This is a genomic window from Mycobacteroides sp. CBMA 271, from assembly GCF_009729205.1.
Classification (GTDB): domain Bacteria; phylum Actinomycetota; class Actinomycetes; order Mycobacteriales; family Mycobacteriaceae; genus Mycobacterium.
This window is the reverse complement of sequence record NZ_VTHB01000002.1, coordinates 1-26,671: the sequence shown is the minus strand read 5'-3', so window position 1 is coordinate 26,671 and position 26,671 is coordinate 1. Positions and strand designations below refer to the sequence as shown.

Here is a 26,671-nt window from a genome sequence, read left to right as displayed (position 1 = left end):
CGGTCTGGCGAGGTGGGCGGGGCGAACATGTCTGGCCGAACTGCTTCTCGCTACGCATAGCCGACCCCGAGGTTGGTCATCCGGGTCGAGAGGCAATGTAATAGTCCCCATCTGCTGATTAGCCTTCCGATCGCACATTTCTGTGAAATGGAAATCTGCAAGCAGCAGTTGCTCGCGTTGCCGCGCAGTAAATCTGTACACGCACGTATCCCAAATAGCTTGTTTCCGTTCGCAAATCGGGTCTGCAACGGGCGCATACGTGGGTCACGGACATGGTCTAATCTTTAACGGCCAGGGAGCGCCTGCGAGGTGTTCCACGTTTTGTGTCGGGTGTTGAGATAGGCGAGGAGGGTCAAGATTCTTCGGCTTTTGATGCGTCTGTGGATTCCGCTACTGGTGCTCGCCGTAATTGGCGCTGGTGGATTTACGGTGTCGCGACTCCATGGCGTCTTCGGGTCCGATAATCGTCCGTCGTACGCCGATACGAACGTAAGCGATGCCAAATCTTTCAACCCCAAGAAGATGTCGTATGAAGTTTTCGGCTCACCTGGGACCGTGGCAGATATCAGCTATTTCGACGTGAATGGTGATCCGCTGTACATACAGAAAGTCACGCTTCCGTGGTCGGTGAAATTCGAGGTCGGCAAGACTACCGCGGTCGGCAGCATCATGGCGCAGGGGAACAGTCGCAGCATCGGTTGCCGTATCACCGTGGATGATGAGGTCAAATCCGAGAAGGTGACCAACCAGACGAACGCCTTTACCTCGTGTCTGCTGAAGGCAGCATGAGCGAGGAGAAAGCCGGCAAGGAGCGAACGCACCGGCCGATATTCGCGACCATAATCCGTAAGGGTTCACTGCTCATTATCGTGGGCTGGCTCGCGATCACCGTTCTCCTTACTCTCAAAGTGCCGCCGCTGGAGGTAGTCGAAAGAGAGCATTCTGTTTCGCTAAGCCCGCCGGATGCGCCGTCCGTCAAAGCGATGACGCAGATGGGCAAGGTCTTCCAGGAATCAAATTCCGAGAGCGTTGCGGTGGTTGTGCTCGAGGGCGAACAGCCGCTCGGCGAAGATTCGCACAAGTATTACGACGCCGTCATTCGTCAATTGAAAGACGATCCCAAGCATGTGCAGCATGTCCAGGATTTCTGGGGAGACCCGCTGACGGCTGGTGCCGCGCAAAGCGCTGATGGCAAAGCTGCGTACGTCCAATTGAATCTCAACGGACGCTTTGGCCAGGCCGAAGCGAACGAGTCCGTGCAGGCCGTTCAGAACATCGTGAAAAATACGCCGGGGCAGCCGGCGGGGGTCAAGACGTATGTCACGGGCCCGGCCGCCATCGTCTCGGACATGGCAGACAGCGGAAACAGGACGGTCATCCTCATCACCGTGGTGAGCGTCGGGGTAATTTTCCTGATGTTGCTGCTGCTCTACCGATCGATCATTGTCGTCCTCCTGCTGCTGCTTACGGTCGGCATAGAGCTGCAAGTTGCGCGGGGACTGGTTGCCTTCCTTGGCCTGCATGGGATCGTCGGTCTGACCACGTTCGTCGTCAATCTTTTGGTGTCCGTCGGTATCGCGGCGGGAACGGACTACGGAATCTTCTTCGCCGGGCGGTATCAAGAGGCTCGTCAAGCGGGCGAGGATCGTGAAACCGCCTACTACACCACGTACAAGGGTGTCGCCAAGGTCGTCATGGCATCCGGCTTGACGATCGCCGGTGCGATCGCCTGCCTGCATTTCACTCGCCTGCCCTACTTCCAGCCGTTGGGCATCCCCGGCGCCGTGGGCATTTTGGTTGCGGTGGCGGTCGCCTTGACGCTGGTTCCGGCAGTTATCGCGGCCGGTAGCCGATTCGGGTGGTTCGATCCCAAGCGGCAGATGGCGACGCGCCGGTGGCGGCGGATCGGTACCGCGATCGTCCGGTGGCCTGGCCCGATTTTCGCTGCCACGATGGCGATCGCGCTCATCGGGCTACTGACGCTGCCGGGGTACAGCCCCAGCTACTCCGACCAGAAGTACATCCCGCAGGACATTCCCGCGAATCAGGGATTCAATGCCGCCGCGCGACATTTCCCGGAATCGAAGATGGCCACGCCCGACCTCCTGTTGATCGAGGCCAATCACGACATGCGGAACCCGGCGGATCTGTTGGTTCTGAACCGACTGGCAAAGGCGGTGTTCGCGGTGCCGGGCATTGCCAATGTGCAGTCGGTAACGCGGCCCGAGGGAACTCAGATTGAACACTCGTCGGTGCCGTTCATGCTCAGCATGTCCAACGCGAGTCAGCGTCTGAGTCTGCCGTTCCAGCGGGCGCGCATGGAGGACATGCTCAAGCAGGCCGAGGACATGTCGAAGACGATCACCCTCATGCAGCGCATGCAGGACCTGATGAAGCAGATGGCGGACACCACCCATCGCATGGTTGGCACCACCCATGACCTGCAGGCCGACATGGGTGAATTGCGGGACCACATTGAGGATTTCGAGGATTTCTGGCGGCCGATCCGCAACTACTTCTACTGGGAAAAGCACTGCTACGACATTCCCATCTGTTGGTCGATCAGATCCATCTTCGACGCGCTCGACGGGATCGATCAGGTGACCGACAAGATGTCGGATCTCGTCAAGGATCTCGATCAGTTGGACAAGCTGATGCCGCAGATGCTTGAGCAGTTCCCCGAGATGATTGCCACCATGAAGAGCACCCGCGAGTCGATGCTCACGATGCACAGCACCATGTCCGGCATCTTCGCCCAGATGGACGAGTCGAGCGAGAATTCGACGGCCATGGGGAAGGCCTTCGATGCGTCGAAGAATGACGATTCGTTCTATCTGCCGCCGGAAGTCTTGAAGAACAAGGACTTTCAGCGGGTGATGAAGATCTTCATGTCGCCCGATGGCAAGTCCTCGCGCATGTTGATCTCGCAGCGCGGCGATCCCGCAACGCCCGAAGGCATTTCGCGGGTTGAGCCCATCAAGACCGCGGCTGAGGAGGCGGTCAAGGGAACGCCGCTCGAACACGCCAAACTCTCGCTGGCCGGTACGGCTGCGGGCGTTAAGGACTTGGTCGACGGATCTAAGTACGACCTGCTTATCGCCGGTGTTGCCGCGCTCTGCCTCATCTTCATCATCATGTTGCTCATGACCCGAAGTTTCGTCGCCGCGCTGGTAATCGTGGGTACGGTGGCGCTGTCGATGGGCGCGTCCTTCGGGTTGTCTGTTCTTGTTTGGCAATACATTTGCGGACTCCAGATCAACTGGGTGGTGCTCGCGATGTCGGTCATCGTCTTGTTGGCGGTGGGCTCCGACTACAACCTGCTGCTCGTATCGCGAATGAAAGAGGAGCTGGGCGCCGGCCTCAACACGGGCATCATTCGGGCGATGGGAGGCACCGGAAAGGTGGTCACCGCTGCAGGATTGGTGTTCGCGGCCACGATGGGGTCCATGATCGTCAGCGATCTGCTGACCATTGGACAGGTGGGCACCACCATCGGTTTGGGTCTGTTGTTCGACACATTGATCGTGCGCGCCTTCATGACACCGTCCATCGCAGCTCTGCTCGGTCGGTGGTTCTGGTGGCCGCTGAAAGTGGTTCCTCGGCCGGCCGGTGCGGTGCGTAGGTGGAAGGGACCTCGTCCGCTGGTGCGTTCCTTGCTGCAGAGGGACTGATAGTCGCCAATGAGTGCCCACACACGCTCACCGCGCCCCCAGCCCTTCATCGCGCGAGTAATCCGGACGCTGTCGCCCCTCATCATCCTGGGGTGGATTGCGCTGATTCTGTATACAACGCTGGCTTCGGTCAATTGGGACTGGAGCAAGGCAATCCCCGCCCTGGAACAGGTTGGGGAAGAGCGTTCGGTGTCGCTGATGCCACAAGATGCGCCGGCCGTGAAGGCCATCATGCGCATGGGCAAGGACTTTGGCGAGTCGAACTCAGACAGCTCCGCGATGATCGTGCTCGAGGGGCAGGAACCGCTCGGTGAAGACGCTCATCAGTACTACGCGGGATTGATTCGCGAACTACGAAACGATCCCAAACACGTCGAGCATGTGCAGGACCTGTGGGGCGACCGACTGACATCGTCGAGTGTGCAAAGCCCCGACGAAAAGGCTGCGTATGTGCAGCTGAATCTGGTGGGTAACCAAGGCACTCACGTGGGTGACGAATCGGTGGCGGCCATTCGTGAGATCGTCGATCGGACGGCCAAGTCTGCGCCGGACGGGGTCAAGGTCTATGTGGCCGGCGCGGCGCCACTCGCCTCGGATATGCAGCATGCCGGCAACAAGTCCATTCTGAAGATCACCGCGGTCACCGTTGTCATCATCTTCACGCTGCTGCTCATCCTTTATCGGTCGGTTGTCACGGTAATCCTGCTTTTGATCATGGTGGGCGTCGAATTGGCCGCGGCGCGAGGGATTGTCGCGTATCTGGGGCATCATGATGTTTTTGTTTTGTCGACCTTCGCCATCAATATGCTGGTCTTCCTCAGCATTGCTGCGGGCACCGATTACGGCATCTTCTTCTTCGGCCGATACCAAGAGGCGCGCCAGGCCGGCGAAGACCGAGAGACGGCCTTCTACACCACGTATCGGAGTGTCGCCCCCGTCGTCCTGGCATCCGGGCTGACCATCGCCGGAGCCATTCTGTGCCTGCATTTCACCCGGCTGCCGTACTTCCAAACCATGGGCATCCCTTGTGCCATCGGCATGTTGGCGGCGGTCGCGGTTGCGGTGACATTGGTTCCGGCGGGCATTGCGCTGGCCAGCCGGGTCGGGCTATTGGAACCCAATCGCAAGATGAAGGTTCAGCGGTGGCGGGGGATCGGCACCGCGATCGTCCGATGGCCGGCTCCGATTCTGGTGGCGTCCTTGGCCGTTGCTTTGGTTGGACTATCGACGCTGCCCGGCTACAAGACGAGTTACAACGACCGGCTGTACATCTCGAGCGACATTCCGGCCAACATGGGATTCGCTGCCGCGCAACGGCATTTCACCGAGTCACGCTTGACGCCCGACGTTCTCGTGGTCGAGGCCGACCGCGATCTGCGGAACCCGGCGGACTTCATCGTGCTGAACAAGCTGGCCAAGGCGATCTTCAAGGTCCGTGGAGTCTCTCGGGTACAGGGGATAACGCGTCCCGAGGGAACACCGATCGCGAACACCTCAGTGCCCTTCTTGCTCAGCTTGCAGACCGCAGGCCAGGTCCAGGCGACCAGGTTTCAGAAGAAGCGCATTGCGGACATGCAAAAGCAGGCCGACGACATGAGCACGATGATCAAGTCGATGCAGCACACCTACGATGTGATGCGCCGAATGACAGATGTCACTCACAGCATGGTCGGTCACACCCACGAGCTTGAGAAGCTCACGGATGATTTACGCGGCAGCATCGCGCTTTTCGACGATTTCCTGCGGCCGATTCGCAACTACTTCTATTGGGAAAAACACTGCTTCGACATTCCGATCTGCTGGTCGATCAGGTCCATCTTCGATGCGTTGGACGGCTCTGACGCACTCGCGGACGGGTTGAAAGTTCTCAACCGCGATATGGATCAACTCGACGCGATCATGCCGAAACTGCTAGTCCAATTCCCGCAGATGATCGAGGTCATGCAGAACATGCGGACCATGACGCTCACCATGTACGCGACCATGTCGGGGCAGTTCGAGCAAATGGACGAAACCACCGGAGACGTCACCGCGATGGGGCAGGCGTTCGATGCCTCCAAGAACGACGATTCGTTCTTCCTGCCGCCGGAGGTCTTCAAGAACGCTGACTTCCAGCGTGCGATGAATTCCTTCCTGTCGCCTGACGGGAAGGCGGTGCGGTTCATCATTTCTCACAATGGCGATCCGATGTCACCGGAAGGCATCACCCGGATCGAGCAGATCCGGACCGCTGCGGAGGAAGCGCTGAAGGGGACGCCCCTGGTGGGCAGCAAGGTCTTCCTTGCCGGCGCCGCGTCGACCGCGAAGGATTGGAAGGACGGCTCGACCTACGACCTCCTGATCGCCGGAATCGCGGCGATCTGCCTGGTTTTCATCATCATGCTCATCACCACTCGAAGCTTCATTGCGGCCTTGGTGATCGTGGGTACGGTGGCGCTGTCGCTGGGCGCATCCTTTGGTATGTCGGTGCTGCTGTGGCAGTACATCCTGGGCATCAACTTGCACTGGATGGTGTTGGCGATGTCCGTGATCATCCTGTTGGCGGTCGGTTCTGACTACAACCTGCTGCTGGTATCGCGGATGAGAGAGGAACTGGGCGCCGGCCTGAACACGGGCATCATCCGCGCCATGGGTGGTACCGGAAAGGTAGTCACGTCAGCGGGATTGGTGTTCGCGGCCACGATGGCATCGATGGTTGTCAGCGATTTGCAGATCATCGGTCAGATCGGTACGACCATCGGTCTGGGCCTGCTGTTCGACACGCTCATTGTGCGCTCGTTCATGACGCCGTCGATCGCCGCGTTACTCGGGCGTTGGTTCTGGTGGCCGCAACGGGTGCGTCAGCGTCCACCGAGTGCCCTCCCTGAGCCAATTCGCGCCAGTGTCGCGGCACCTGCCTCGACACGACCGGATGATGACCAGCCGACTACGGAGCTGCCCAAGCTCACCGACTGATCACGGTGCAGTTCAGCTAGTTTGATGCTTCAGGCGATGGTGCACATAGGAAAGGGCCGGGCGCGAGTGCACCTCGGCCCGGCCCCTGTAAGCAAAGAATCAGTACTTCTGGCAGCTGCGCACCATCTGCTGAAACACCGGGATGACGAACTCGATGCCCTGATTACCTCTGACCTGGTTGATCATGCTCACTCGCTTGGCCTTCGGTGAACTGAGGAACTCCTGCATGAACTGCTGATTCGGTGGCGATTGGTCGAAATACTGTGCAGCCGTGGGGTTCTCTGCGTGCAATGCAGCATTCGCCTGATCATACGTACAGGTGCTGTTCACCATTTCATCGGTAGCGGGGTCGGCGGATGCGAGCCCGGACCCAGCGGTCAACGCCAGCGCGACACTTCCGACGGCCGCGACGGTTTTCGTCAGTGACAGTTTGTTCATATTCTCTGTTGCCTCCTCGTACCGACCACATCAACTTTTCGTATTCAGCGAAACACAAGGCCGGGGGTGCACCCAGACCCACAACTATTTATACGTCCACCAATCCGTTCTGTTACCGCCAGCCAAGACATCGGATTATTTCCGCTGCAAGAGCTCAAGTAGGTAACTCCCATACCCAGATTTGAGTAGCTCCTGGGCGCGCGCGCCGAGCTGGTCGTCATTGATGAAACCGGCCCGCCATGCAATTTCCTCAGGTACGCCGATCTTCAGACCTTGGCGGCGTTCGATCGTGCGCACATAGTCGCTCGCGTCCAGCAATGAATCGAAGGTGCCGGTATCCAGCCATGCAGTCCCGCGCGGAAGTACTTCAACGGCGAGTCGACCCTGATCCAGGTAGATCTGATTGATCTCGGTGATTTCGTATTCACCGCGCGCAGACTTCCGTAGCGAGCGGGCGATCTCAATGACCTCGTTGTCATAGAAGTACAGCCCCGGGACCGCGTAATGAGATTTTGGCTTTGCCGGTTTCTCTTCCAGGGACAGCGGCACTCCGTCGGCGCTGAACTCGACCACACCGTACGCCGAGGGGTTGGCCACCCAGTACGCGAAAATCGCGCCACCGCTGACGTTCTCGAATCTCCGCAGACTCGTGCCCAATCCGGGGCCGTAGAAGACATTGTCGCCCAATGCGAGCATCACCGTATCGGAACCGATGTGGTCGGCGCCGATGACGAACGCCTGGGCCAGTCCCTCGGGTTCCGGCTGGACCGCGTAACGCAGGTTGATACCGAAGGCGGAGCCGTCACCGAGGAGCCGCTCGAAGGCGGGGGCGTCGGCAGGCGTGGTGATCACCAGAATGTCGCGAATACCGGCCATGATCAGCGTCGATAACGGGTAGTAGACAAGCGGTTTGTCATACACCGGCAGCAGCTGCTTGCTGACACCCATCGTTATCGGATGCAGGCGAGTGCCCGAGCCGCCTGCGAGAATGATGCCGCGCATGTGTGCTCCTACTCGACGACAAATACGAAGGATTCGTTGAGTTCGGTTGCGGCGTCGACAATTTCTACGTTGTCGTGGCGCAACACGTACGCCACCCTATCGTGTGTGAAGGCAGAATGCCGACGGAATCAAAGGTCGGAAGCGGGCGTCCGGGTGGCGTTGGTGAACGGTGTGCCACGCAAGTCTGTCGGGACGGTTCCGCACCGCACGTGCTGTGCATATGGATATCGTGAGGTTGGGCGAGCTCGGGCCGGCTTTAATTGCATTGCCGCTTCCATCGAAATACTTGTCTTACATGTGGAAATCCCCGAAACGGAATTCTTTGGGCCGTAGCTGCATTGCCGTTTTGGAATTTGGAGACGCATGTACGCCCATTATTTGAGGCTATCCGTTACGGGCGAGATCGGTAATAATGACCGACAGCACTGACGGCCATTCTGCGACCACGTACTCACATCGGGGAGGTCAACACCGTCAATGAAATTTGCCATGGCAAGTTATGGCACGCGCGGCGATATCGAACCTGCCGTTGCTGTCGGACGGGAACTGCAGCGTAGGGGTCATGACGTGCGGATGGCTGTCCCGCCTGACCTGATTGGCTTCACGGAATCGGTCGGGCTTTCGGCGGTTCCCTACGGCATTCAGGTGGGGCCGCACCTCGACGTGTACCGCGATCTGTGGATGTCGTGGACCCGCCATTTTTGGAGGGCTCAGGATCTGGCCGCGTTATGCCGGCAGGCCCTGAAACTGGTTACCGAGCAGTGGGCAGAAATGAGTAGGACCCTGGTGTCGGTGGCCGATGGTGCCGATCTGCTGTCGACCAGCGTGGGTTATGAGGAGCCGGCTGCCAATGTCGCCGAGTTCTATGGAATCCCGTTGGTTGCCTTACACACCATGCCGTGGCGCCCCAATGGTCAGCTCTTCCCGCTCCTGCCGCCGCCGCTGACGCGTACGGCGATGACCGCCTACGACTGGCTGACCTGGCGCGTGACCAAGAAGGCCGAAGATGCGCAACGGCGTGAGCTCGGCTTGCCGAAGGCGACGTGCCCGTCGCCGCAGCGGATCGGCCAGCGCGGATCGCTGGAAATCCAAGCGTACGACGATGTTTGCTTCCATGGGCTGGCAGACGAGTGGGCGAAATACGGTGGACGAAGGCCCTTCGTGGGCGCACTCACCATGGAGTTGACGACCTCCGCCGATGACGAGGTCATGTCATGGATCGCCGCGGGGCGACCGCCCATCTGTTTCGCCTCGGGAAGCATCCCGGTCGAATCTCCTGCGGAGACAGTCGAGATGATCAGTTCAGCGTGCGCGGAATTGGGGGAGCGCGCGTTGGTGTGCGCCGGCGCGACCGACTTCAGCACTGTTCGAACCTCGCCGCATGTCAAGGTGGTCGGCGTGGTGAACTATGCGGCAGTCTTTCCGGTCAGCCGAGCTGTCGTTCATCATGGCGGTTCGGGCACCACGGCGGCCAGCCTCCGGGCTGGCGTGCCTACCTTGATCCTCTGGACTGTGGGTGATCAGCCATTCTGGGGAAACCAGCTCAAGCGCATGAAAGTAGGTACCTCTCGGCGCTTTTCGACCACGAATCGAGAGTCGCTGATCTCGGACCTGGGCCAGATCCTCACTCCGGAATGCGTCGCCCGCGCGCGGGCGACCGCTCCCCGTATGTCCAAACCGCACGAGAGTGTCGAGAGGGCCGCCGACTTGTTTGAGAGGAGGGCCGCCCATGCGTAGGTCGGTGAACCCCTCTTGGCGGTCGCTGGCGACGGAGCCCTGCGCGGTGCCATCGAATCGATCTATATCATTGACCCGGAACGCATTACCGGTGCGTGCGGGTCACCTAGCTGCTCTGCAATGAACGGGAGGCTCGGCTTGTCAAAGGCTAGTGCGTCAAAATCCATCCTCATTTCCGGTGGTGCAGGATTCATCGGATCCACGCTGTCCAATCGTCTTGTCCAAGCGGGATACGACGTTGCTGTGATGGATGTCTTGCACCCGCAGGTGCACGCCGGAGGCCGAGAGATCGACCTTCCCCCGACGGTGCGGTTGTTCACCGGAGACGTCACCCATGCCCCCGACTGGGATGCCGTACTACGGTTGTTTGAACCGTCGCAAATCGTCCATTTGGCTGCGGAAACTGGTACGGCGCAGTCGCTTTCGGAGGCGACGCGCCACGGTTCGGTCAACGTGGTGGGCACGACCCAACTTCTTGACGGCCTGAGCCGTGCGGCCTATGTGCCGGATCAGCTGGTGCTGGCGTCGTCGCGCGCGGTGTATGGCGAAGGTGCGTGGCAATCGGGTGCGGAGGTCTTCTATCCGCGCCCGCGCAGCCATGCGCAGCTGCTGGCCGGTGAGTGGGACCCGAAGAGGTCTGCTGGCGAATCGTCGGAGCCGCTGCCGAGCTCCGCCGGCCGAACGGAACCCCGTCCGACCAATATCTATGCGGCCACGAAACTTGCCCAGGAGCATTTGTTGGCAGCGTGGGCCGCCGCCCACGACACCAACCTCAGCGTCTTGCGCCTGCAGAATGTGTACGGGCCTGGCCAGTCGCTCACCAATTCGTACACCGGAATCGTTACGCTCTTCGCGCGACTGGCACGTGAGAAACAGTCGTTGGAGGTTTACGAAGACGGCCGGATAGTCCGCGACTTCGTGTTCATTGACGATGTTGTCGATGCGCTCTTCGCCGCGGTGCACGCGCCGGCAGCGGAGCGACGCACCCTTGACATCGGTTCTGGCACTGCGACAACCATTCACGAGTTGGCCCGGAAGGTCGCCGACCTCTGTGTAGCGCCCGAACCCGTCGTTGTCGGGAAGTTTCGAGACGGGGACGTGCGCGCGGCCAGCTGCGATATCGGACCGGCCACCGAACAGCTTGAATGGAGCCCGAAGTGGACGCTCGAGGATGGGTTGCACGCACTTCTCGAATGGATCGATAAGGGCTGCCCGAATCGTTTTTGAGCGGGTCTGGGCATGGCCGCTGTGTCGCGGCCGGTGGTCCTACCTTGGCCATGAATTATTGTTTGTGACAATGTTTTCCAACTCCGCGGAGATATGTCGGAAAGCCGGATCTTGGACCGAGATGGCGATACGATGACGCTCCCGGCGAAGAGTGGTGGAGGCGAATGAAGCTCGGTTCCGTATTCGATCCGCGAAACAACGCGCTGAACGCGTGTCGGCTCGCTTTGGCGACCGAGGTGATTCTTTTCCACTCGTTCCCCCTCACCGGGCGTGTCGTGGAATCGAAGGCAATTCTCCAACTGCTTTTCTCGGTGGGAGTTGACGGATTTTTCGCACTTTCAGGGTTTCTCATCACGGCGAGTTGGCTCCGCGACCCGAGCGTGCGTGACTACTTCATCGCACGGGCTCTTCGCATCCTGCCGGGGTACTACGTCGTGCTGGCGGTGACGGCGTTTGTGATCGCTCCGCTGAGTGTGCTGATCCAGGGCGGCTCGGCCGCGAGGCTGCTGTTCTCCAGCGCGCCGATCGAGTACATGTTGAAGAACAGTGCGTTGGTGCAGCTCCAGTTCGATGTGGGTGGTACGCCGCGCGATATCCCCTACTCGGGAATTTGGAACGCGTCGTTATGGTCGCTGGTCTTTGAGGTGATGTGCTACATCGCCGTGGCCGGGCTCGGGCTGCTAGGGCTCGCGTCCCGTCGGTGGACCGCTCCGGCGATATTGATATCGGCGACCATTGCGGCAATGCTCCTGCCGCCGCTGACATTCCCCGGGTACTGGTCCATCCCGCAACTCGCGGTGCGCAGCGCCATCATGTTCTCGGCCGGCGCTCTGCTGTATCAGTGGCGCGACGTGATACCCGCTCGCTGGTCGCTGGTCGCGGTGAGTGTCGTGATTGTGCTGGCCTCGGGCACGCTGCCCGACTACCGAGTGCTCGGGGCTCTTCCCCTGGCCTATGCCGTCGTGGTTTCCGGTGTGCTGATCAAGAACAAGCGCATGAACATACGTACGGATCTGTCATACGGCGTCTACATCTATGCCTCGCCGACACAGCAGCTCTTAGCCGTCGCGGGTCTCGCCAGCTTGAATCCGTTTGCCTTCTTTATTGTTTCGGCGGGGGCGACACTAGTGCCTGCGGCGTTCAGTTGGTTCCTGGTCGAGAAACGTGCGCTGGCGCTCAAATCGCGGCTCAAACGGAAGTACGCCGATCAGGCCGCGGCAGCGCGGGCCGGGCCAGCGGATTCGGACACTTCGGGACGGCGCGAACGCGCACTGTCACCTCACGAGGACAGCTAGCCCATAGCTTGTTGCCAACAACGTGTTGGCGGGCTGATCTGTATGGCAATTCGGGATTCTGCGAGTGGACCGAGTTCTTTGAACATCAAAGAACAGCAAAGGATTTCGTGACTATGCCAATCTTTCGCCTGGCGCTGCAGCGCAAACCTCCATTCATCGCGCGGCGCTATCCGTACGCGGGCCGCCGTCGCATGCTTGACGCGCTGGGCCCGGACCTGGCCCGGACGGTCTCGATGTCGGCTGACGACTCGTCACCTGCCGATATCCCGATCGGCCGCATCTTCGAGAAGGCCGTCAACGTCCACAAGCTGCGTCACTACCTGCCGATTTACCAACGCTCTCTGGTTCGGACCGAGCGAATGCTTGAGATCGGGGTCGATCGGGGTGGATCCCTGCAGATGTGGCGCGAACATTTGCCCGACGCCACCATCGTGGGCCTCGACATCAATCCCGAGGCCGCAAAACATGACGATCCAAAGCGCCACATTCACGTGCGGATCGGTGATCAGACGGACACCGGCTTTCTGGGAACCGTGGTCGACGAATTCGGGCCGTTCGACACGGTTCTCGATGACGGCGGGCACACGCCCAAGCAGATGATCGGATCTTTTCAGTACTTGTTTCCGCGGTTGCGACCCGGTGGGGTCTACATCGTGGAGGACGTATGCGCCAACTACTGGACGATCTATCGCGACCAGCGCGAATCGTTCATAGACTTCACGAAGTGGCTGATGGATGCGATGCACGCTCACTATCTGGATATGCGCTCGGTCTACCAGATCATGGAGGACCATCCCAAGCGGATCGGGGAGGTTCAGGTGCCGTTCGCGGCCACCATCATCGACCGGATCGAGGTGTACGACTCCGTGGTTGTGATTCACCGGGCGGAGGAGCCGAAGCGGCTCCCGCGCGCGGTGTTCCGATGAGGCTGAATATTAATGAAAGACCGTGTGGCCTTCGCTCGGAGTGGGCGTCCGATATTTGGCTACATTTGTTCATAAGAATTCTTGACAGATACTAACGAAAATGTATTCCCCACAAGGGGAGTGGACGGCACCGAAAGGTGTCGACGGCGTCGCAGGACCGCTATTCTTAGCGCTGGGACGGGACACCGGCATTTGGAGATAGGGGCAGTTCTTGACCGTGACCGATTACGACACTCGATCCGCTTATCTGGATCTGCTACGGCAGGACCTCACGAGATACGGAGTCGACGAACTAGTGCCAGTGGGCTGGAACTGGCTGCACCGCCCCTTTTTCAAATTCGGTGACTACGTGCTCGTGCGTAAGCGTCCGTTCGACGCGCATAAGCGCGACTTGGGCCTGGACTGGCCGGCGGACGCGCTGACGATGATCGGGATGCGCCGCCTGACGAGCCTGCAGCAGTGCGTGGAGACGGCGATCGCCGACAACGTACCCGGGGACCTGGTCGAATGTGGAGTGTGGCGCGGTGGCGCGTCCATCCTGATGCGCGCGGTCTTGGCCGCATATGGGGACACCTCGCGCAACGTCTGGCTCTGTGATTCGTTCGAGGGAGTGCCTCCTCCGGATACCGCGAATTACAAGGCAGACAAGGGCGATAGGCTGCATCTCGCAGCGCCCATCCTGGCAGTGACTGAAAAGAATGTCAGGGCCAATTTCCAGCGCTATGGCTTGCTGGACGACCAGGTGCGTTTTGTTCCTGGCTGGTTCAAAGACACGCTGCATGACGCCCCGATTGAACAAATCTCCGTATTGCGCCTCGATGGCGACCTGTATGAATCCACAATCCAGGCGTTGGACGGGCTCTACGAGCGTTTGTCTCACGGTGGTTTTTGCATCATTGACGATTACCACGCCCTCGACTCGTGCAAGCAGGCCGTTACGGACTACCGCACGAAGCACGGGATAACTGCGGAGATCGTGGAAATTGACGGTACCGGTGTGTTTTGGCGCAAGGAATGAGTCTGACCCCGCTCTACTGAACCGCGACACCCGAAAGGCGTTAGAGGCGATGAAGTTTGTGCTGGCGAGCTACGGAACGCGGGGTGATGTCGAGCCCTCCGTCGTCGTTGCTCGTGAGCTACAGCGCAGGGGCCACCATGTGGTCATGGCGGTCCCGCCCGACTTGATGGGGTTCACGGAGGCGGCGGGGCTGGAGACGGTTTCCTACGGGCTGGACACCAAGACCTGGCTGGATGTGTACCGCAGTTTCTGGACGTTCTTCTTTCACACCTTCTGGCGGGTGCGGGACATACGGCGGATGTGGCGTCAGATGTGGGAGCTCAGCGACGAGTGCTGGGCGCAGATGAACACCACGCTGATGTCCGCGGCCGAGGACGCCGACGTGTTGTTCGCCGGGCAGAGCTACCAGGAGCCGGCCGCCAACGTCGCTGAGTACCACGACATTCCGCTGGTCACATTGCATCACATCCCGATGCGACCTAATGGTCAGCTTGTCACTATCCTGCCGTCGCGATTGGGCCGCCTGGCGATGACCGTATTTGATTGGCTGGCTTGGCGTCTGAATAAGAAAGTGGAGGACACCCAGCGGCGTGAACTGCGCTTGCCGAGGGCGTCAGCGCCCTCGCCGGAACGGATTGCCGAGCGCGGATCGTTGGAGATACAGGGCTACGACGAGGTGTGTTTTCCGGGGTTGGCGGCCGAGTGGACGAAATGGGACGGCCTGCGGCCGTTTGTCGGCTCGCTGACAATGGCGTTGACTGCCGAGGCTGATGACGACGTTGCGTCATGGATCGCTTCGGGGACTCCGCCGATCTTTTTTGGATTCGGCAGCATGCCGGTCGAATCGCCATCTGCCGCACTCGAAATGATCGGCTCGGCGTGCGCGGAGCTCGGGGAGCGGGCGTTGGTGGGTGCCGGATGGACTGACTTCAGCGATGCGCAGCTTCCGGACCACGTGAAGGTGGTGGGTGCGATCAATTACGCGGCCGTCTTTCCGGCCTGTCGAGCGGTCGTGCATCACGGTGGATCAGGTACTACGGCAGCGAGTCTGCGTGCTGGAGTCCCCACCTTGATCTTATCGATGGATGCCAATCAAACGCTCTGGGGTGGTCAGGTCAAGAAGCTGAAAGTGGGTACTACGCGACGCTTTTCGACAACGACCCGGGAATCTCTGGTCGCAGACCTGCGACGGATCCTTGCTCCGGATTACGTCGACAGGGCGCGTGAGCTGGCGAACGGCATGACCAAACCCGGTGAAAGTGCTGTCGCCGCTGCCGATGCCATGGAGAGGTTCGCGCTCTCAAGGTGTTCCGCGTGAGCGGGGCAGGCGGATCGCAACCAGTCGGGCGCTCGACGCTTGGTGAGGTGTTCGACCCGCGAAACAACGCGCTGAACGCGTGGCGGTTGATGCTGGCAGTGAGCGTCATCTTCTGGCATTCATGGCCGCTAACCGGTCGAACGATCACCTACCGGCCGTTTGAGCAGCTCATCGAACAGGTTGGGGTAGACGGTTTTTTCGCGATTTCGGGGTTTCTCATCACCGCAAGCTGGTTGCGCAAGCCGAAGCTTCGAGACTTCGCCATTGCCCGCGGCCTGCGGATCTTCCCGGGGCTGTGGGTGTGCCTCCTGATCATTGCATTCGTCATTGCTCCGGTCAGCGTTCTCATCCAGGGGGGCTCCGTCGGGGATTTGATGTCCTCGCACAAGCCGATCGACTACGTCATCAACAACGGTCTGATGAACGTGTATTACGCGGGTGTCGATGGGACACCGAGAGGCGTTCCATGGCCCGGGGTGTGGAACGGGTCGATCTGGACCCTGGTTTTCGAGCTGATCTGCTACATCGCCGTAGCTGTTTTGGGCGTGTGCGGATTACTGAAGCGGCAATGGGTTGTTCCGGCGGCCTTTGTCTTTTTCCTTTGTGCGACGGCGTATCTCTCGTACCCGGTCTTCGCCGCGACGTCTATTCCGCAGATGGTGGCTCGGTTCGCGGTGATGTTCGCAGCTGGCGCGCTGCTGAACCAGTACAAGGATCTCATCCCTGCACGGTGGTCGCTGGTCGCGCTCAGCGTCGCCATCGTGCTGGTTTCCGGGTTGTTGGAGAACTATCGGGATATCGCGGCGCTGCCCTTGGCGTACGCGGTCATCGTTTCGGGTGCTCTCATTCACAATCACCGATTGAATCTGCGAAACGATCTGTCATACGGCACGTACATCTACGCCTATCCGATGCAGCAGCTGTTGGTTGTGCTGGGCCTGGGTAGTCTGAATCTGTTGCTGTTCTTCGTTATTGCGACGGCGGCTACCGTGCCGCTGGCGGCCTTCAGTTGGTTTGTGGTGGAAAAGCATGCGATCTCGTTGAAGTCTCGGCTCATACGTAAGCCTCCCGCAGAGGTGGATAGCTCGACGGCGGCACAGTCGGTGCCGGCGGATCGCGAGGCGGGTTAAGCGCGGGCGTTCCACCCGAACTTTCCCCGCGCAACGCCGAACTCGGTGCCGGGGCGACAGCCCCGACCGCCGATGACGTGCGGTACTCGGTGGAGTGCTGTGTGGTCGGGGCCGTTCATCATGAGTCCAATACGGATCATGAACCGATCGGCTTGTGAGCCACAGTGATTCGGGGAATTCGGGAATAAACTTGCGTGCCGGGTTCCTGGCCGTCGCTGCGCCCGCGAATGCTATCGTTTCCGTTGTGGCAGATGAGCTATCGCTTCGTACTCGTATCTTCCTGCGGGCAGTTCGCGCGGAATACTGGCTTGCGCGCAAGCTCTTGCCGGATGTCTACTCGAATGACGCGCTGATCTGTTTCAACAGTCATGCGTTCCTTGACGACCCGGACTTTCAACGCGCTTATGCGCGAGGAGTCCGCGCGCTTGGCGGCACGGACTGGTACCAGTGGCATTGGCGAGTGCATGTCGGATTGTGGGCGGCTGCCAGTGCCAGCAAGGTGAAGGGCGACTTCGTCGAATGCGGTGTCAGCTACGGATTCTTGAGCAGCGCCATCATGGAATACCTCGACTGGGATCGGTTGGGTAGGACGTTCTACCTGCTCGACACCTTCGCCGGACTCGATCCCCGCTTCGTCAGCGCGGGTGAGCGCGATGCCGGTGCGCTTGAGAAGAGCGAGGAGCTGGTACGCAACGGCATGTACGTGAGCTCGGTGGACAGCGTCAAGGCGAACTTCGCGCAGTGGAAGAATCAGCGCGTTATCGCCGGCGCCGTTCCCGAAACGCTCGAGGAAGTCGACGCGGATGCGGTGGCGTTCCTGCATATCGATATGAACTGTGCCCCACCTGAAGTCGCGACGCTACGGTACTTTTGGCCGCGATTGTCACCAGGGGCGTTTGTGCTCCTGGACGATTACGCGAACCGTGGTCGCGATGAGCAGCGTATTGCCGTGGATGACGTGGCCCGGGAATTGGGTGTGTATGTCGTCGCGTTGCCCACGGGCCAGGGTTTGATCATCAAGCCGCCCCAATAGCGAGGGATTCTCACCGGACAGCATGAGCCGCTTGCGCGAAGGTTGTATGGCTAGCGGCGGGCGGCGCTTTCGAAGAGATCGGCGGCCTTGGTGACGCTGTCCTCGGGGCTGGTCATCCGGGTGGCGAGCTCGCTGGCCGCAACCGCGTAGTTCGGGGCAAGTATCCGGCGCAGATCGGCGACTAGTGATTTCCGGTCAGTCGCCGAGAAACGACGGGCCGCACCAACTTTCAGTCTGCCGAGCTGGTTTCCCCAATACGGCTGATCTGCCGAGCTCCACAGGATCAGGGTGGGGACGCCGGCCCGTAGGCTTGCGGCAGTGGTGCCCGAGCCGCCGTGATGAACAACGGCTCGGCTGGCCGCGAAGACGGCCGCGTAGTTGACCGCGCCGACAACTTTGACATGGTCCGGAAGCGCGATGTCACCGAAGTCGGTGCCGCCCGCGCAGACCAATGCCCGCTCGCCCAGTTCTGCGCATGCAGAGCTGATCATTTCGATTGTGTCGGAGGGAGATTCGAGCGGAATACTGCCGGTGGCGAAGCAGACCGGTGGCGTCCCCGCGGCGATCCAGGAGGCGACGGCCCCGTCGGCTTCAGTTTTCAGCCCCATCGTGAGTGCTCCGACGAACGGTCGTTTGCTGTTCCATCTAGCCCACTCCGCCGCCAGTCCGGGCACGGAAACCGCGTCGTAGGCCTGGATTTCCACCGCCACGCCGCGCGGGATGCGGCGCGGCGAGGGTCCGATCGCCTTGGGGAGGCCGAGCTCGCGCCGCTGCGCGTCCTCGGCGTCCCTCGTCGCGCGCCACAGCAGCCATTCGGACAGCATTCCACCCGATCGGACGAGGGGCGCCGGGAGCATCGGCAGCAATTGGCCGTTGGGCCTCATCGGGAAGTGGTGAAGCATCATCAATGGGATGCCGAAGTATTCGGCAACGTTGGCGGCGGATTGTTCGAAATTCAGTCCTGTCGACAGCAGATCGGCACCGTCTGCCAGCAATGTGAGCGTCGCGCTGGTGTCACCCCAGTACCGAGCGATCGGCGCCCACAGTTCGCGCAGCGAGCCGACAGGGTTGCGTACCAAATGATTCCAGAAATTCCGTAGGAACTCCTCTTGCAGGAAATCCTGCAATTCCGGTCCGTAGGGGACAGCGGTGAGTCCGGCCGATGCTGCGAAGGTAACGAGATCGGGGGGCACGGCGAGACACACGTCGTGCCCTCTGCGGGTGAGCTCGCATCCCACGCTGACCGACGGTTCGACGTCGCCGCGAGTCCCGTAGCACGCCAGCGCAAACTTCATACCGTCCCAGGCCCTTCAATTGTTACCCGAGTCGGTCGACTCGAGTACTGCCATTATCTCTGGTACTCCAACTGTCGCAAGGCAGTTCGGAGTTCGATACGGCAGTCCTAAACAGAGAAACTCTGTCATAATTCGCCCATGGTGCGCAGTCGTCCGGTTCAGAAGTCGCGAGATTGGGTCATCTTCAAGCTGAACGCACAGTTCACGCAGCGGGTTCAGAAGTTCATCTATCGGCATGCCACCCGTAAGCTCGAAACTGAGGACGTCGTCTTCCTCAATTATGGTTACGAAGAAGACCCGGCGATGGGTGTGCCATTGTCGGCTTCCGATGAGCCGGACCGGTATTCCATTCAGCTGTACCACAGCACCGCTACGCAGACGGAGCTCGATGGTCGGCGAGTGTTGGAGGTCGGTTGTGGCCATGGCGGCGGGGCCTCCTACCTCGTACGCACCTTGCATCCGACCTCGTACACCGGGCTTGATCTGAACCCGGACGGGATCGAGTTCTGCCGTCGACGCCATCAGCAGTCGGGCCTGGAGTTCACCCAGGGAGACGCCGAGAATCTACCGTTCGCGGACGAGTCCTTCGATGCGGTAATCAATATCGAGTCGTCACACCTCTACCCCCAGTTTCCGGTCTTCCTCACCGAGGTGGCGCGCGTGCTTCGCCCGGGTGGGCATTTCCTCTACGCAGATGCGCGCAGCGCCCCGGACGTGGCCGGGTGGAACGTGGCGCTCGGGAATGCGCCGCTGCGGATGGTGTCCGAGAGAGGAATCAACGTCGAGGTCAGGCGGGGGATGGAAAAGAACCTGGAACGGTGGCGGTACGTGATCGATCGCGCCACGCCTGCACTACTGCGCGGTCTGATCCGCCGCCTTGCCCCGGCCCAGCGCGCTTACGATGACCTGCGTAGCGGCGGGTCGGTCGAGTACCGGATGTACAACTTCACGAAAGCGTAGGCGATGCGGCAGATTCCTCGTACGGCAAGGAATTTCATCGCATGCCCGCACAGTTCGGTAGGTATAGTCGAATCATGAACGTCGTCGAGTCAATAGAGCGCGGTCTGGATTGGCTGGCGACGCCCCGACATTTACCTGGGCGCCTAGAGATGGAGACTCGCCGGGGCAGGCGTCTCGAGCTGGAAGTTGTTTCGCTCGCCATCCGGTTGCCGATCGGCGACGGCGCGGTGGTGCGGATTCCGGTGTTCATGATGGTGATGCCGGCCGGATCGTCTCCGATTGACGGTTCCCAGGCTCGCTCCGAGCAGCCAGGCGATCAGCCAGCTTCGTAGCACATCCGACGGATTAGACATTCGTCGGATGCGGTTCGTTCGATATTGCCTCATCGGGCACCTCTAACCACTCCCCGAGCGGTCGTCCCGGGTTCTTCGGCGACCGTTGTCGGTGCGCGACGCGGAACGCTGTGCGCGTGCCTCGGGTGGCGCAATGGATGATCGTCGCCGTGGTCGTCTCGTTATCGGTCATACGCCCATAACGACGTTTTCCTTGGAATTCGATGGGTCGCCGATCGAGGGCGCTCGTGCCGCCAAACGATTGTGGATTTATACGGCATTTCTTATGGATGAGAACTTAATTCGTAGTGGTCTGTCACCACATTTACTTCCGAGTATCCGCGCTTCTGCCGGTGCCCGTTGCTAGCGTGGCCCTCGTGTCGACGTTTTTAGGTTGAATCTCAATTCAGGTCGCGATGAGTTCATTTGGTGCGCACCTAGTCGTAACTCTGGCAGCGCGACTCGCTATGTAGCGCCGTTCTTGGAGGTGTCTTTGAGCTCGCAAAACTTCTGCACTATTGAAGTATCGGCTACTTCTTCAAGTTAATTAATCAAGAGCCATTGGGGAGATTCCATATCAGGTAACAGCCGTCTCCAGTTCTAGCACTATAGTTTGCTGTAGATCATGAAGGGTTCGCGGGATCCGATTGCTCCCGGGGGTGGGCCTACGTTCAGGTTACGCAATGCGTGCAGACTTGGTATACTCGTATGCACGATCTTCGCAACGGCTGGATTTGTCATTAACATCGTTGACCTGGTTTTATATGGCTCGATTGAGATTATGGCTAATTAGTTGCGGCAGTGAGCGTCGATGTGTCAAAGTTACGAAGATTAGAACTTTGTGAAACCCCGTACGCCGCTATAAATTCAGTCGTATGTTTGCGATGTCCACCCAAGCAACCTGGAGAAAGCGTGAGCATCAATCCATTCGATGATGACAAGGGAAGCTTTTTCGTCTTGGTCAATGACGAGGAGCAGCACAGCCTATGGCCAGGGTTCGCCGATGTCCCTGACGGCTGGCGGGTGGTTTTCGGCGAGGCGGACCGCGCCGCATGTCTTGAGTACATCGAACAGAACTGGACCGATATCCGGCCGAAGAGCCTGCGTGAGAGATTGGCGCAGGGTGGGGGCGTCGAGCGCTGAACCTTCGGAGAGGCGGCAGTCGAGTGTTGGAGTCTGAAGGCGGTGCATTGCCGCTTTCGCGCGGACAATTGGATATCTGGCTTTCACAGGAAAGCGGACTCGTCGGTGCGGAGTGGCAGCTAGGCCTTTTGGTTCGGATCGAGGGAAAAGTAGAACGAGTTCTACTTGGGCAGGCTATCCGTCAGACAATCTGTGAAGCTGAACCCGCACGGGCCGCGTTCCTCGAAGTCGATGGTGGGATCGTCCAGAAGGCGATGGACCGTTCGGATCTGGAATTGGCCTTCCACGACGTGCGCGATTCAGAGGACCCTGTCGGGCACGCTCGCCAGATCGCCTCATCGATCCAACGCGCACTGATGCCCTTGACCGACCAGCTCTTGAAGTTCGCGTTAATCCGGACTGCGGACGACGAGTACTACCTATTCGGTCTGTGCCATCACATCAACCTGGATGGCTTGGGCATGGCGATCGTGAGCCGCCGAGTTGCCTCGATCTACTCCGCGCTGGTCGCGGGAGAGCCGGTCCCCGATGCTTACTTCGGCACGCTGCAGGATCTGGTCGATTTGGAGACCGAGTACGAGGCGTCCAGCGACTACATCGAGGATCGGGAGTACTGGAGCCGCAATCTTCCACCGGACAGCGGGCTCGATCCTCGGGCGCCGCACGCCCATGAGGGTCACGACGGCTACACGCCATCCGCGACGGTTCAGATAGATGACGCCGTAGTCGGCCAAATCAAAGATTTAACAAAGGTTTTGCGTGTTCGCCGGTACTCGGTTATCACGGCAGCCTGTGCATTGTTGGTGCGCGGATGGTCCACGAGCGGGTCGGAAGTGGCGCTTGACTTCCCGGTCAGCCGACGTGTGCGTCCCGAGTCGAAGATGCTGCCCGGCATGCTGGCCGGTGTGGTGCCGCTGGTGCTCAGCGCTCCGCCGGAATCTACGGTCGCCGAATTCTGCCAGCACGTTGATGTGCGCATTCGCGAACTGCTGAAGCATCAACGGTTCCCCGCGCATATTCTCGAAGGCGGGGAATTCGGTCTCCGGGGCCCCCGCCAGGCGGGAAATCGCGTAGCCATCAATTTCATTCCCATGAGACTCACCTTGGACCTCGCTGGGGTGCCTGCCACCGCGAGTTACACGAACCACGGCCCCATGGGGCATTTCGGACTCTTCTTTATCGGAGCCAGTGACCAGCTGCTCCTCAGCACGTCGGGCGACGGACTGCCGTTCTCAAAATTCGGGGTGCCGAATCTGGCCGCGCGGTTGCAGCGGCTCGTATCGGAGATGTCGGCCAACCCGGATCGGCGGTTGTCCGCGCTGAATGCGCTCGATATCGCCGAGCATGCCGCTCTGGAGGGCATGGGAAACACCACCGTGTTGACCAAGCCCGCACCCACGCGAATATCGATTGCGGAGATGTTCGCAACACAAGTGGCCGCCGTTCCCGAGGCGGCCGCCCTGACCTTCGCAGACAACACACTTACCTACCGCGACCTTGATGACGCAGCCAACCGGCTGGCGAATCATCTTGTGGCCCAGGGCGTGGGCCCAGGTGAACGGGTAGTTCTGCTATCCGAGCGATCGGCTCAGGCCGTTATCGGAATATTGGCGGTGCTGAAGACCGGGGCCGCCTATCTGCCCATCGATCCGGGCGTTCCGGCGTCGCGATTGGAATTCATCCTCGCGGACGCCACGCCTGTCGCGGCGATCACCACCTCCGGTCTCAGGTCGCGACTGGACGGTTCCGGCCTCACCGTCATTGACCTCGAAGATGTCGGAGTCGACGCATCGTCGGACGTGCCGCCATCGGCGCCAGAGCCCGATGACATCGCCTACATCATTTACACCTCGGGAACTACCGGCGCACCCAAAGGCGTTGCGGTCACGCATCACAATGTCACTCAGCTGATGGCGTCCGTCGATGCCGGCCTGCCCAACCCCGGGGTGTGGCCGCTGTGCCATTCCCTGGCGTTCGACGTTTCTGTCTGGGAGATCTGGGGACCGCTGTTGCGCGGCGGCCGGTTGGTCGTGGTGCCCGAAACGGTCGCCAGCTCGCCCGAGGACTTCCACGAGATACTGGTATCCGAACAGATCACCGTACTGACTCAGACCCCATCGGCGGTGGCGATGCTGTCACCGGAAGGACTGGAGTCCACTGCGTTGGCGGTAGTGGGCGAGGCCTGCCCTGCCACGGTCGTCGAGCAATGGGCGCCGGGCCGGCTGATGATCAACGCCTACGGTCCCACCGAGACCACCATGTGCGTGGCAATCAGTGCACCGCTCAATGCAGAGCAACCCAGTCCGGTGCCGATTGGTTCGCCGGTGCCCGGGGCGGCCCTTTTTGTGTTGGACACCTGGATGCAACCCGTGCCCGCGGGTGTCATCGGCGAGCTTTATGTCGCCGGTGACGGTGTCGCAGTTGGATACCTTGGCCGCTCCGATCTGACGGCATCTCGCTTTGTGGCATGCCCGTTCGGCGAGCCAGGTCAGCGGATGTATCGCACCGGGGATCTGGTGGCGTGGGGCTCGGGTTCGACAGCCGGGCAGCTCGAATACCTCGGCCGCGCCGACGAGCAGGTCAAGATTCGCGGGTACCGCATCGAACTCGGCGAAGTGCAAGCTGCGTTGAGTGCGCTCGACGGGGTGGATCAGGCGGCGGTGATCGCTCGCGAAGACCGCCCCGGGGATAAGCGCCTCGTGGGTTACGTCACGGGGACCGTCGATCCCGCCGAGGCGCGCAGCGTTTTGGCCAAACATCTTCCGCCGTACATGGTTCCGGCGGCGGTGATGCTACTTGAAGCGTTGCCCTTGACCTCCAACAACAAGCTGGACACCCGGGCGTTGCCCGCTCCCGAATACGGTGGCCTGGGCACCGACTACCGGGCTCCGGGTACTGCGGTGGAAGAGATCCTTGCCGGCGTGTACGCGCAGGTGCTCGGTGTGGAACGCGTGGGAATCGACGATTCCTTCTTCGATCTGGGTGGCGACAGCATCCTGTCTATGCAGGTGGTCTCCCGTGCCCGGGCGGCTGGTGTGTTGTTCCGGCCGCGTGATGTCTTCATCGAGCAAAGCATCAGCAGGTTAGCTCGGCTGGCGACCTTCTCCGGCGGTGAAGAAGATGTCGTCGACGAAGGCATCGGTCCCGTGGAAATCACCCCGATCATGCGCTGGCTGCAAGGAGTGGATGGACCGACCGACGAGTTCAACCAGACCCTGGTGGTCCAGGCGCCGTCGGGGGTCACCGAGGACGACGTGATCGTGGTGCTGCAGGCACTGCTCGATCGCCATGCGACGTTGCGACTCCGCGTGCGGGAAGACACGGCGGATAACAATGGTGAGTGGTCGGCGTTGGTACCCGAGACGGGGACCGTCGATGCTCGCGATTGCGTGCGTGTTGTCGATGCCTTGTCCGATGAGGCGCTGGTGACGGCTCGTTCTCGGCTGAACCCTGCCTCCGGCTCGATGCTGAACGCTGTGTGGGTGCCCGGCACCTGCCAGTTGGCCTTGGTGATTCACCACCTGGCCATCGACGGGGTGTCCTGGCGAATTCTGTTGGAAGACTTGAACATTGCCTGGGCGCAGCACCACAGCGGACAGGATGTGGCGCTACCGACGGGTGGAACATCATTTGCCCGATGGTCCGCGCTGCTGTCCGACTATGCCCATGCCGCGGAGGTGGTGGACCACGCCGATGTATGGCGGCAGGTTTTGACGGTCCCGGCCCGGGTGTCGGCGTTGCAACCAACCGACACCTACGACAACGCGGGGCGACTGTCGGTGTCCCTAGATGCCGAGACCACGCGGCAGCTATTGGGTGAGGTCCCGGCCGCGTTTCACGCTGGGGTGCAGGACATTCTGCTGATCGCCTTCGGATTGGCCTGCAATGAATTCCTGGGCACCGGTGGGGGGCCGATCGGTATCGATGTCGAGGGTCACGGGCGCGTAGAGGAATTAGGAGAGCTCTCCTCCAGAATCGATCTGTCCCGCACCGTGGGCTGGTTCACCACCAAGTACCCCGCATCGTTGACCGTGGGTGCGCTGTCGTGGGCACAGGTAACGGCCGGCGAGGCTGCTTTAGGCCCGGCGATCAAGGCCGCCAAGGAACAGTTGCGTGCGTTGCCCGACGGATTGACCTATGGGCTACTGCGCTACCTCAACACCGATGTCGAGTTGGCGGGGCCGGAGCCGACCATCGGATTCAACTACCTGGGACGCCTCGGCGCCGGGGCGGCAGATCTCTCCGACGATTTCTGGCGGATAAGTCACGACAGCCTGTCGATGACCGATGTGGCCGCGGCGATTTCGATGCCGTTGGCCCACTCGGTGGAACTCAATGCCGGCGTCCTTGAAATGGGCGGAGACACAGACTCGGAAGACGGGGCTGGGCCTCAGTTGCAGGCAAACTGGGCATGGGCTCCCTCGGCGCTGGATGGCGTGCAGGTGAGTCGGTTGAGCCAGCTCTGGTTTGAGGCGTTGAAGGGCATCTGCTCCCATGTGCGTTCCGGTGGTGGTGGTTTGACGCCGTCGGATCTCGCGCCGGCACGGTTGACTCAGCAGCAGATCGATGTGTTGGTGCAGCAGTACGAGATCGCCGATGTGCTCCCGCTGACTCCGCTGCAGCAAGGGCTGCTTTTTCAGGCGGGTTACGCCGAGGAGACCGGCGACTCCGGAGACGATGATGTGTATGCGGTGCAGCTTGCGCTCACCGTGAGCGGCCCACTCGATGCCGCCCGCCTGCGCGATGCGGTGTACACCGTGGTGAAACGACACCCGAATCTGGCTCCCCGATTTAGCGAGGAATTCGGCGAGCCCGTGCAGGTCATCGCGGTCGAGCCCGTAATCGCTTGGCAGCATGTCGAATTGAGTGGTGATACCGACGGCAAGGTGGACCAGCTATGCGCCGCCGAGCGTGCCGCGGTCTGCCGAATTCGCACCGAGCCGGTGTTTCGGGCGACGCTGGTCTCGGGGCTCGGCAGCTCTGATAGCGACCGCGCGAATCGGCACCGCCTTGTCCTGACCGCGCATCACATCGTGATCGACGGCTGGTCGCTGCCGATCCTGCTGCAGGAAGTGTTCACCGCGTACTACGGGCAGCGACTGCCCGCGGCGACGCCCTACCGCAGTTTTGTGACGTGGTTGGCGGGGCAGGATCGTGTTGCGGCGCAGCGGGCTTGGGGTGCGGCGCTCGA

The 26,671-nt window shown here is 60.6% G+C and carries 18 protein-coding genes; 15 read left to right on the top strand and 3 right to left on the bottom strand.

From position 1 onward, the window contains the following. Positions 1 to 372 precede the first annotated feature (372 nt). Genes FZI91_RS05525 through FZI91_RS05515 form a run of 3 tightly spaced genes read left to right on the top strand, consistent with a single transcriptional unit; the run spans position 373 to position 6,626 of the window. Positions 373 to 789, top strand: a complete 417-nt coding sequence (locus tag FZI91_RS05525) for an MmpS family transport accessory protein (RefSeq protein ID WP_155937896.1) — start codon at positions 373 to 375, stop codon at positions 787 to 789. Further along, a complete protein-coding gene (locus FZI91_RS05520) occupies positions 786 to 3,671 on the top strand; it encodes an RND family transporter (protein ID WP_155937895.1) in 2,886 nt (961 codons plus the stop codon). The genes FZI91_RS05525 and FZI91_RS05520 overlap by 4 nt, the downstream gene beginning before the upstream one ends. Positions 3,672 to 3,680: 9 nt before the next feature. Continuing rightward, positions 3,681 to 6,626: an RND family transporter gene (locus tag FZI91_RS05515; protein WP_155937894.1), complete on the top strand. Its 2,946-nt coding sequence runs from the start codon at positions 3,681 to 3,683 to the stop codon at positions 6,624 to 6,626. A 99-nt stretch (positions 6,627 to 6,725) separates the two neighbouring features. On the opposite strand, the gene FZI91_RS05510 is transcribed toward FZI91_RS05515, so the two are convergent. Both FZI91_RS05510 and rfbA read right to left on the bottom strand, forming a co-directional pair. Beyond that, positions 6,726 to 7,064 (bottom strand): hemophore-related protein, encoded by a 339-nt coding sequence (locus tag FZI91_RS05510; protein WP_155937893.1) that lies wholly within the window; start codon positions 7,062 to 7,064, stop codon positions 6,726 to 6,728. A gap of 135 nt (positions 7,065 to 7,199) precedes the next feature. Continuing rightward, positions 7,200 to 8,066, bottom strand: a complete 867-nt coding sequence (rfbA, locus tag FZI91_RS05505; protein ID WP_155937892.1) for a glucose-1-phosphate thymidylyltransferase RfbA — start codon at positions 8,064 to 8,066, stop codon at positions 7,200 to 7,202. 477 nt (positions 8,067 to 8,543) lie between these two features. Between rfbA and FZI91_RS05500 the strand changes: the two genes are divergently transcribed. The 8 genes from FZI91_RS05500 (at position 8,544) to FZI91_RS05465 (ending at position 17,750) form a co-directional block, all read left to right on the top strand. Continuing rightward, the gene (locus FZI91_RS05500) at positions 8,544 to 9,803 is read left to right on the top strand and encodes a glycosyltransferase (RefSeq protein ID WP_155937891.1); all 1,260 of its coding nucleotides are present in this window, start codon (positions 8,544 to 8,546) and stop codon (positions 9,801 to 9,803) included. Between the two features lie 165 nt (positions 9,804 to 9,968). Then, a complete protein-coding gene (locus FZI91_RS05495; protein ID WP_162525888.1) occupies positions 9,969 to 11,030 on the top strand; it encodes an NAD-dependent epimerase/dehydratase family protein in 1,062 nt (353 codons plus the stop codon). A gap of 164 nt (positions 11,031 to 11,194) precedes the next feature. Further along, entirely contained in the window at positions 11,195 to 12,325 is a 1,131-nt protein-coding gene (locus FZI91_RS05490; protein ID WP_155937889.1) for an acyltransferase, read from the top strand. Between the two features lie 191 nt (positions 12,326 to 12,516). Next, positions 12,517 to 13,251 carry a class I SAM-dependent methyltransferase gene (locus tag FZI91_RS05485; protein ID WP_162525887.1) on the top strand — a complete coding sequence of 245 codons (735 nt, stop codon included), beginning with the start codon at positions 12,517 to 12,519 and terminating at the stop codon, positions 13,249 to 13,251. A 217-nt stretch (positions 13,252 to 13,468) separates the two neighbouring features. Further along, positions 13,469 to 14,269 carry a TylF/MycF/NovP-related O-methyltransferase gene (locus FZI91_RS05480; RefSeq protein WP_162525886.1) on the top strand — a complete coding sequence of 267 codons (801 nt, stop codon included), beginning with the start codon at positions 13,469 to 13,471 and terminating at the stop codon, positions 14,267 to 14,269. 49 nt (positions 14,270 to 14,318) lie between these two features. Beyond that, positions 14,319 to 15,587, top strand: coding sequence for a glycosyltransferase (locus FZI91_RS05475; protein WP_155937887.1), 1,269 nt, complete (start codon positions 14,319 to 14,321; stop codon positions 15,585 to 15,587). Beyond that, positions 15,584 to 16,717 carry an acyltransferase gene (locus tag FZI91_RS05470; RefSeq protein ID WP_309224094.1) on the top strand — a complete coding sequence of 378 codons (1,134 nt, stop codon included), beginning with the start codon at positions 15,584 to 15,586 and terminating at the stop codon, positions 16,715 to 16,717. Before FZI91_RS05475 ends, FZI91_RS05470 begins: the two co-directional genes overlap by 4 nt. Before the next feature lie 244 nt (positions 16,718 to 16,961). Then, positions 16,962 to 17,750 carry a TylF/MycF/NovP-related O-methyltransferase gene (locus FZI91_RS05465; protein ID WP_162525876.1) on the top strand — a complete coding sequence of 263 codons (789 nt, stop codon included), beginning with the start codon at positions 16,962 to 16,964 and terminating at the stop codon, positions 17,748 to 17,750. 50 nt (positions 17,751 to 17,800) lie between these two features. On the opposite strand, the gene FZI91_RS05460 is transcribed toward FZI91_RS05465, so the two are convergent. Next, the gene (locus tag FZI91_RS05460) at positions 17,801 to 19,045 is read right to left on the bottom strand and encodes a glycosyltransferase (protein WP_155937886.1); all 1,245 of its coding nucleotides are present in this window, start codon (positions 19,043 to 19,045) and stop codon (positions 17,801 to 17,803) included. 180 nt (positions 19,046 to 19,225) lie between these two features. Between FZI91_RS05460 and mtf2 the strand changes: the two genes are divergently transcribed. From mtf2 to FZI91_RS05440, 4 genes are all read left to right on the top strand, one after another. Beyond that, positions 19,226 to 20,005, top strand: coding sequence for a fatty-acid O-methyltransferase Mtf2 (mtf2, locus tag FZI91_RS05455; protein WP_162525884.1), 780 nt, complete (start codon positions 19,226 to 19,228; stop codon positions 20,003 to 20,005). A 74-nt stretch (positions 20,006 to 20,079) separates the two neighbouring features. Next, the gene (locus FZI91_RS05450; protein ID WP_155937884.1) at positions 20,080 to 20,337 is read left to right on the top strand and encodes a hypothetical protein; all 258 of its coding nucleotides are present in this window, start codon (positions 20,080 to 20,082) and stop codon (positions 20,335 to 20,337) included. A gap of 912 nt (positions 20,338 to 21,249) precedes the next feature. After that, entirely contained in the window at positions 21,250 to 21,480 is a 231-nt protein-coding gene (locus FZI91_RS05445) for an MbtH family protein (RefSeq protein ID WP_162525875.1), read from the top strand. A gap of 23 nt (positions 21,481 to 21,503) precedes the next feature. Beyond that, a partial coding sequence (locus tag FZI91_RS05440) for a non-ribosomal peptide synthetase (protein WP_166548234.1) occupies positions 21,504 to 26,671 on the top strand: 5,168 nt, incomplete at its 3' end.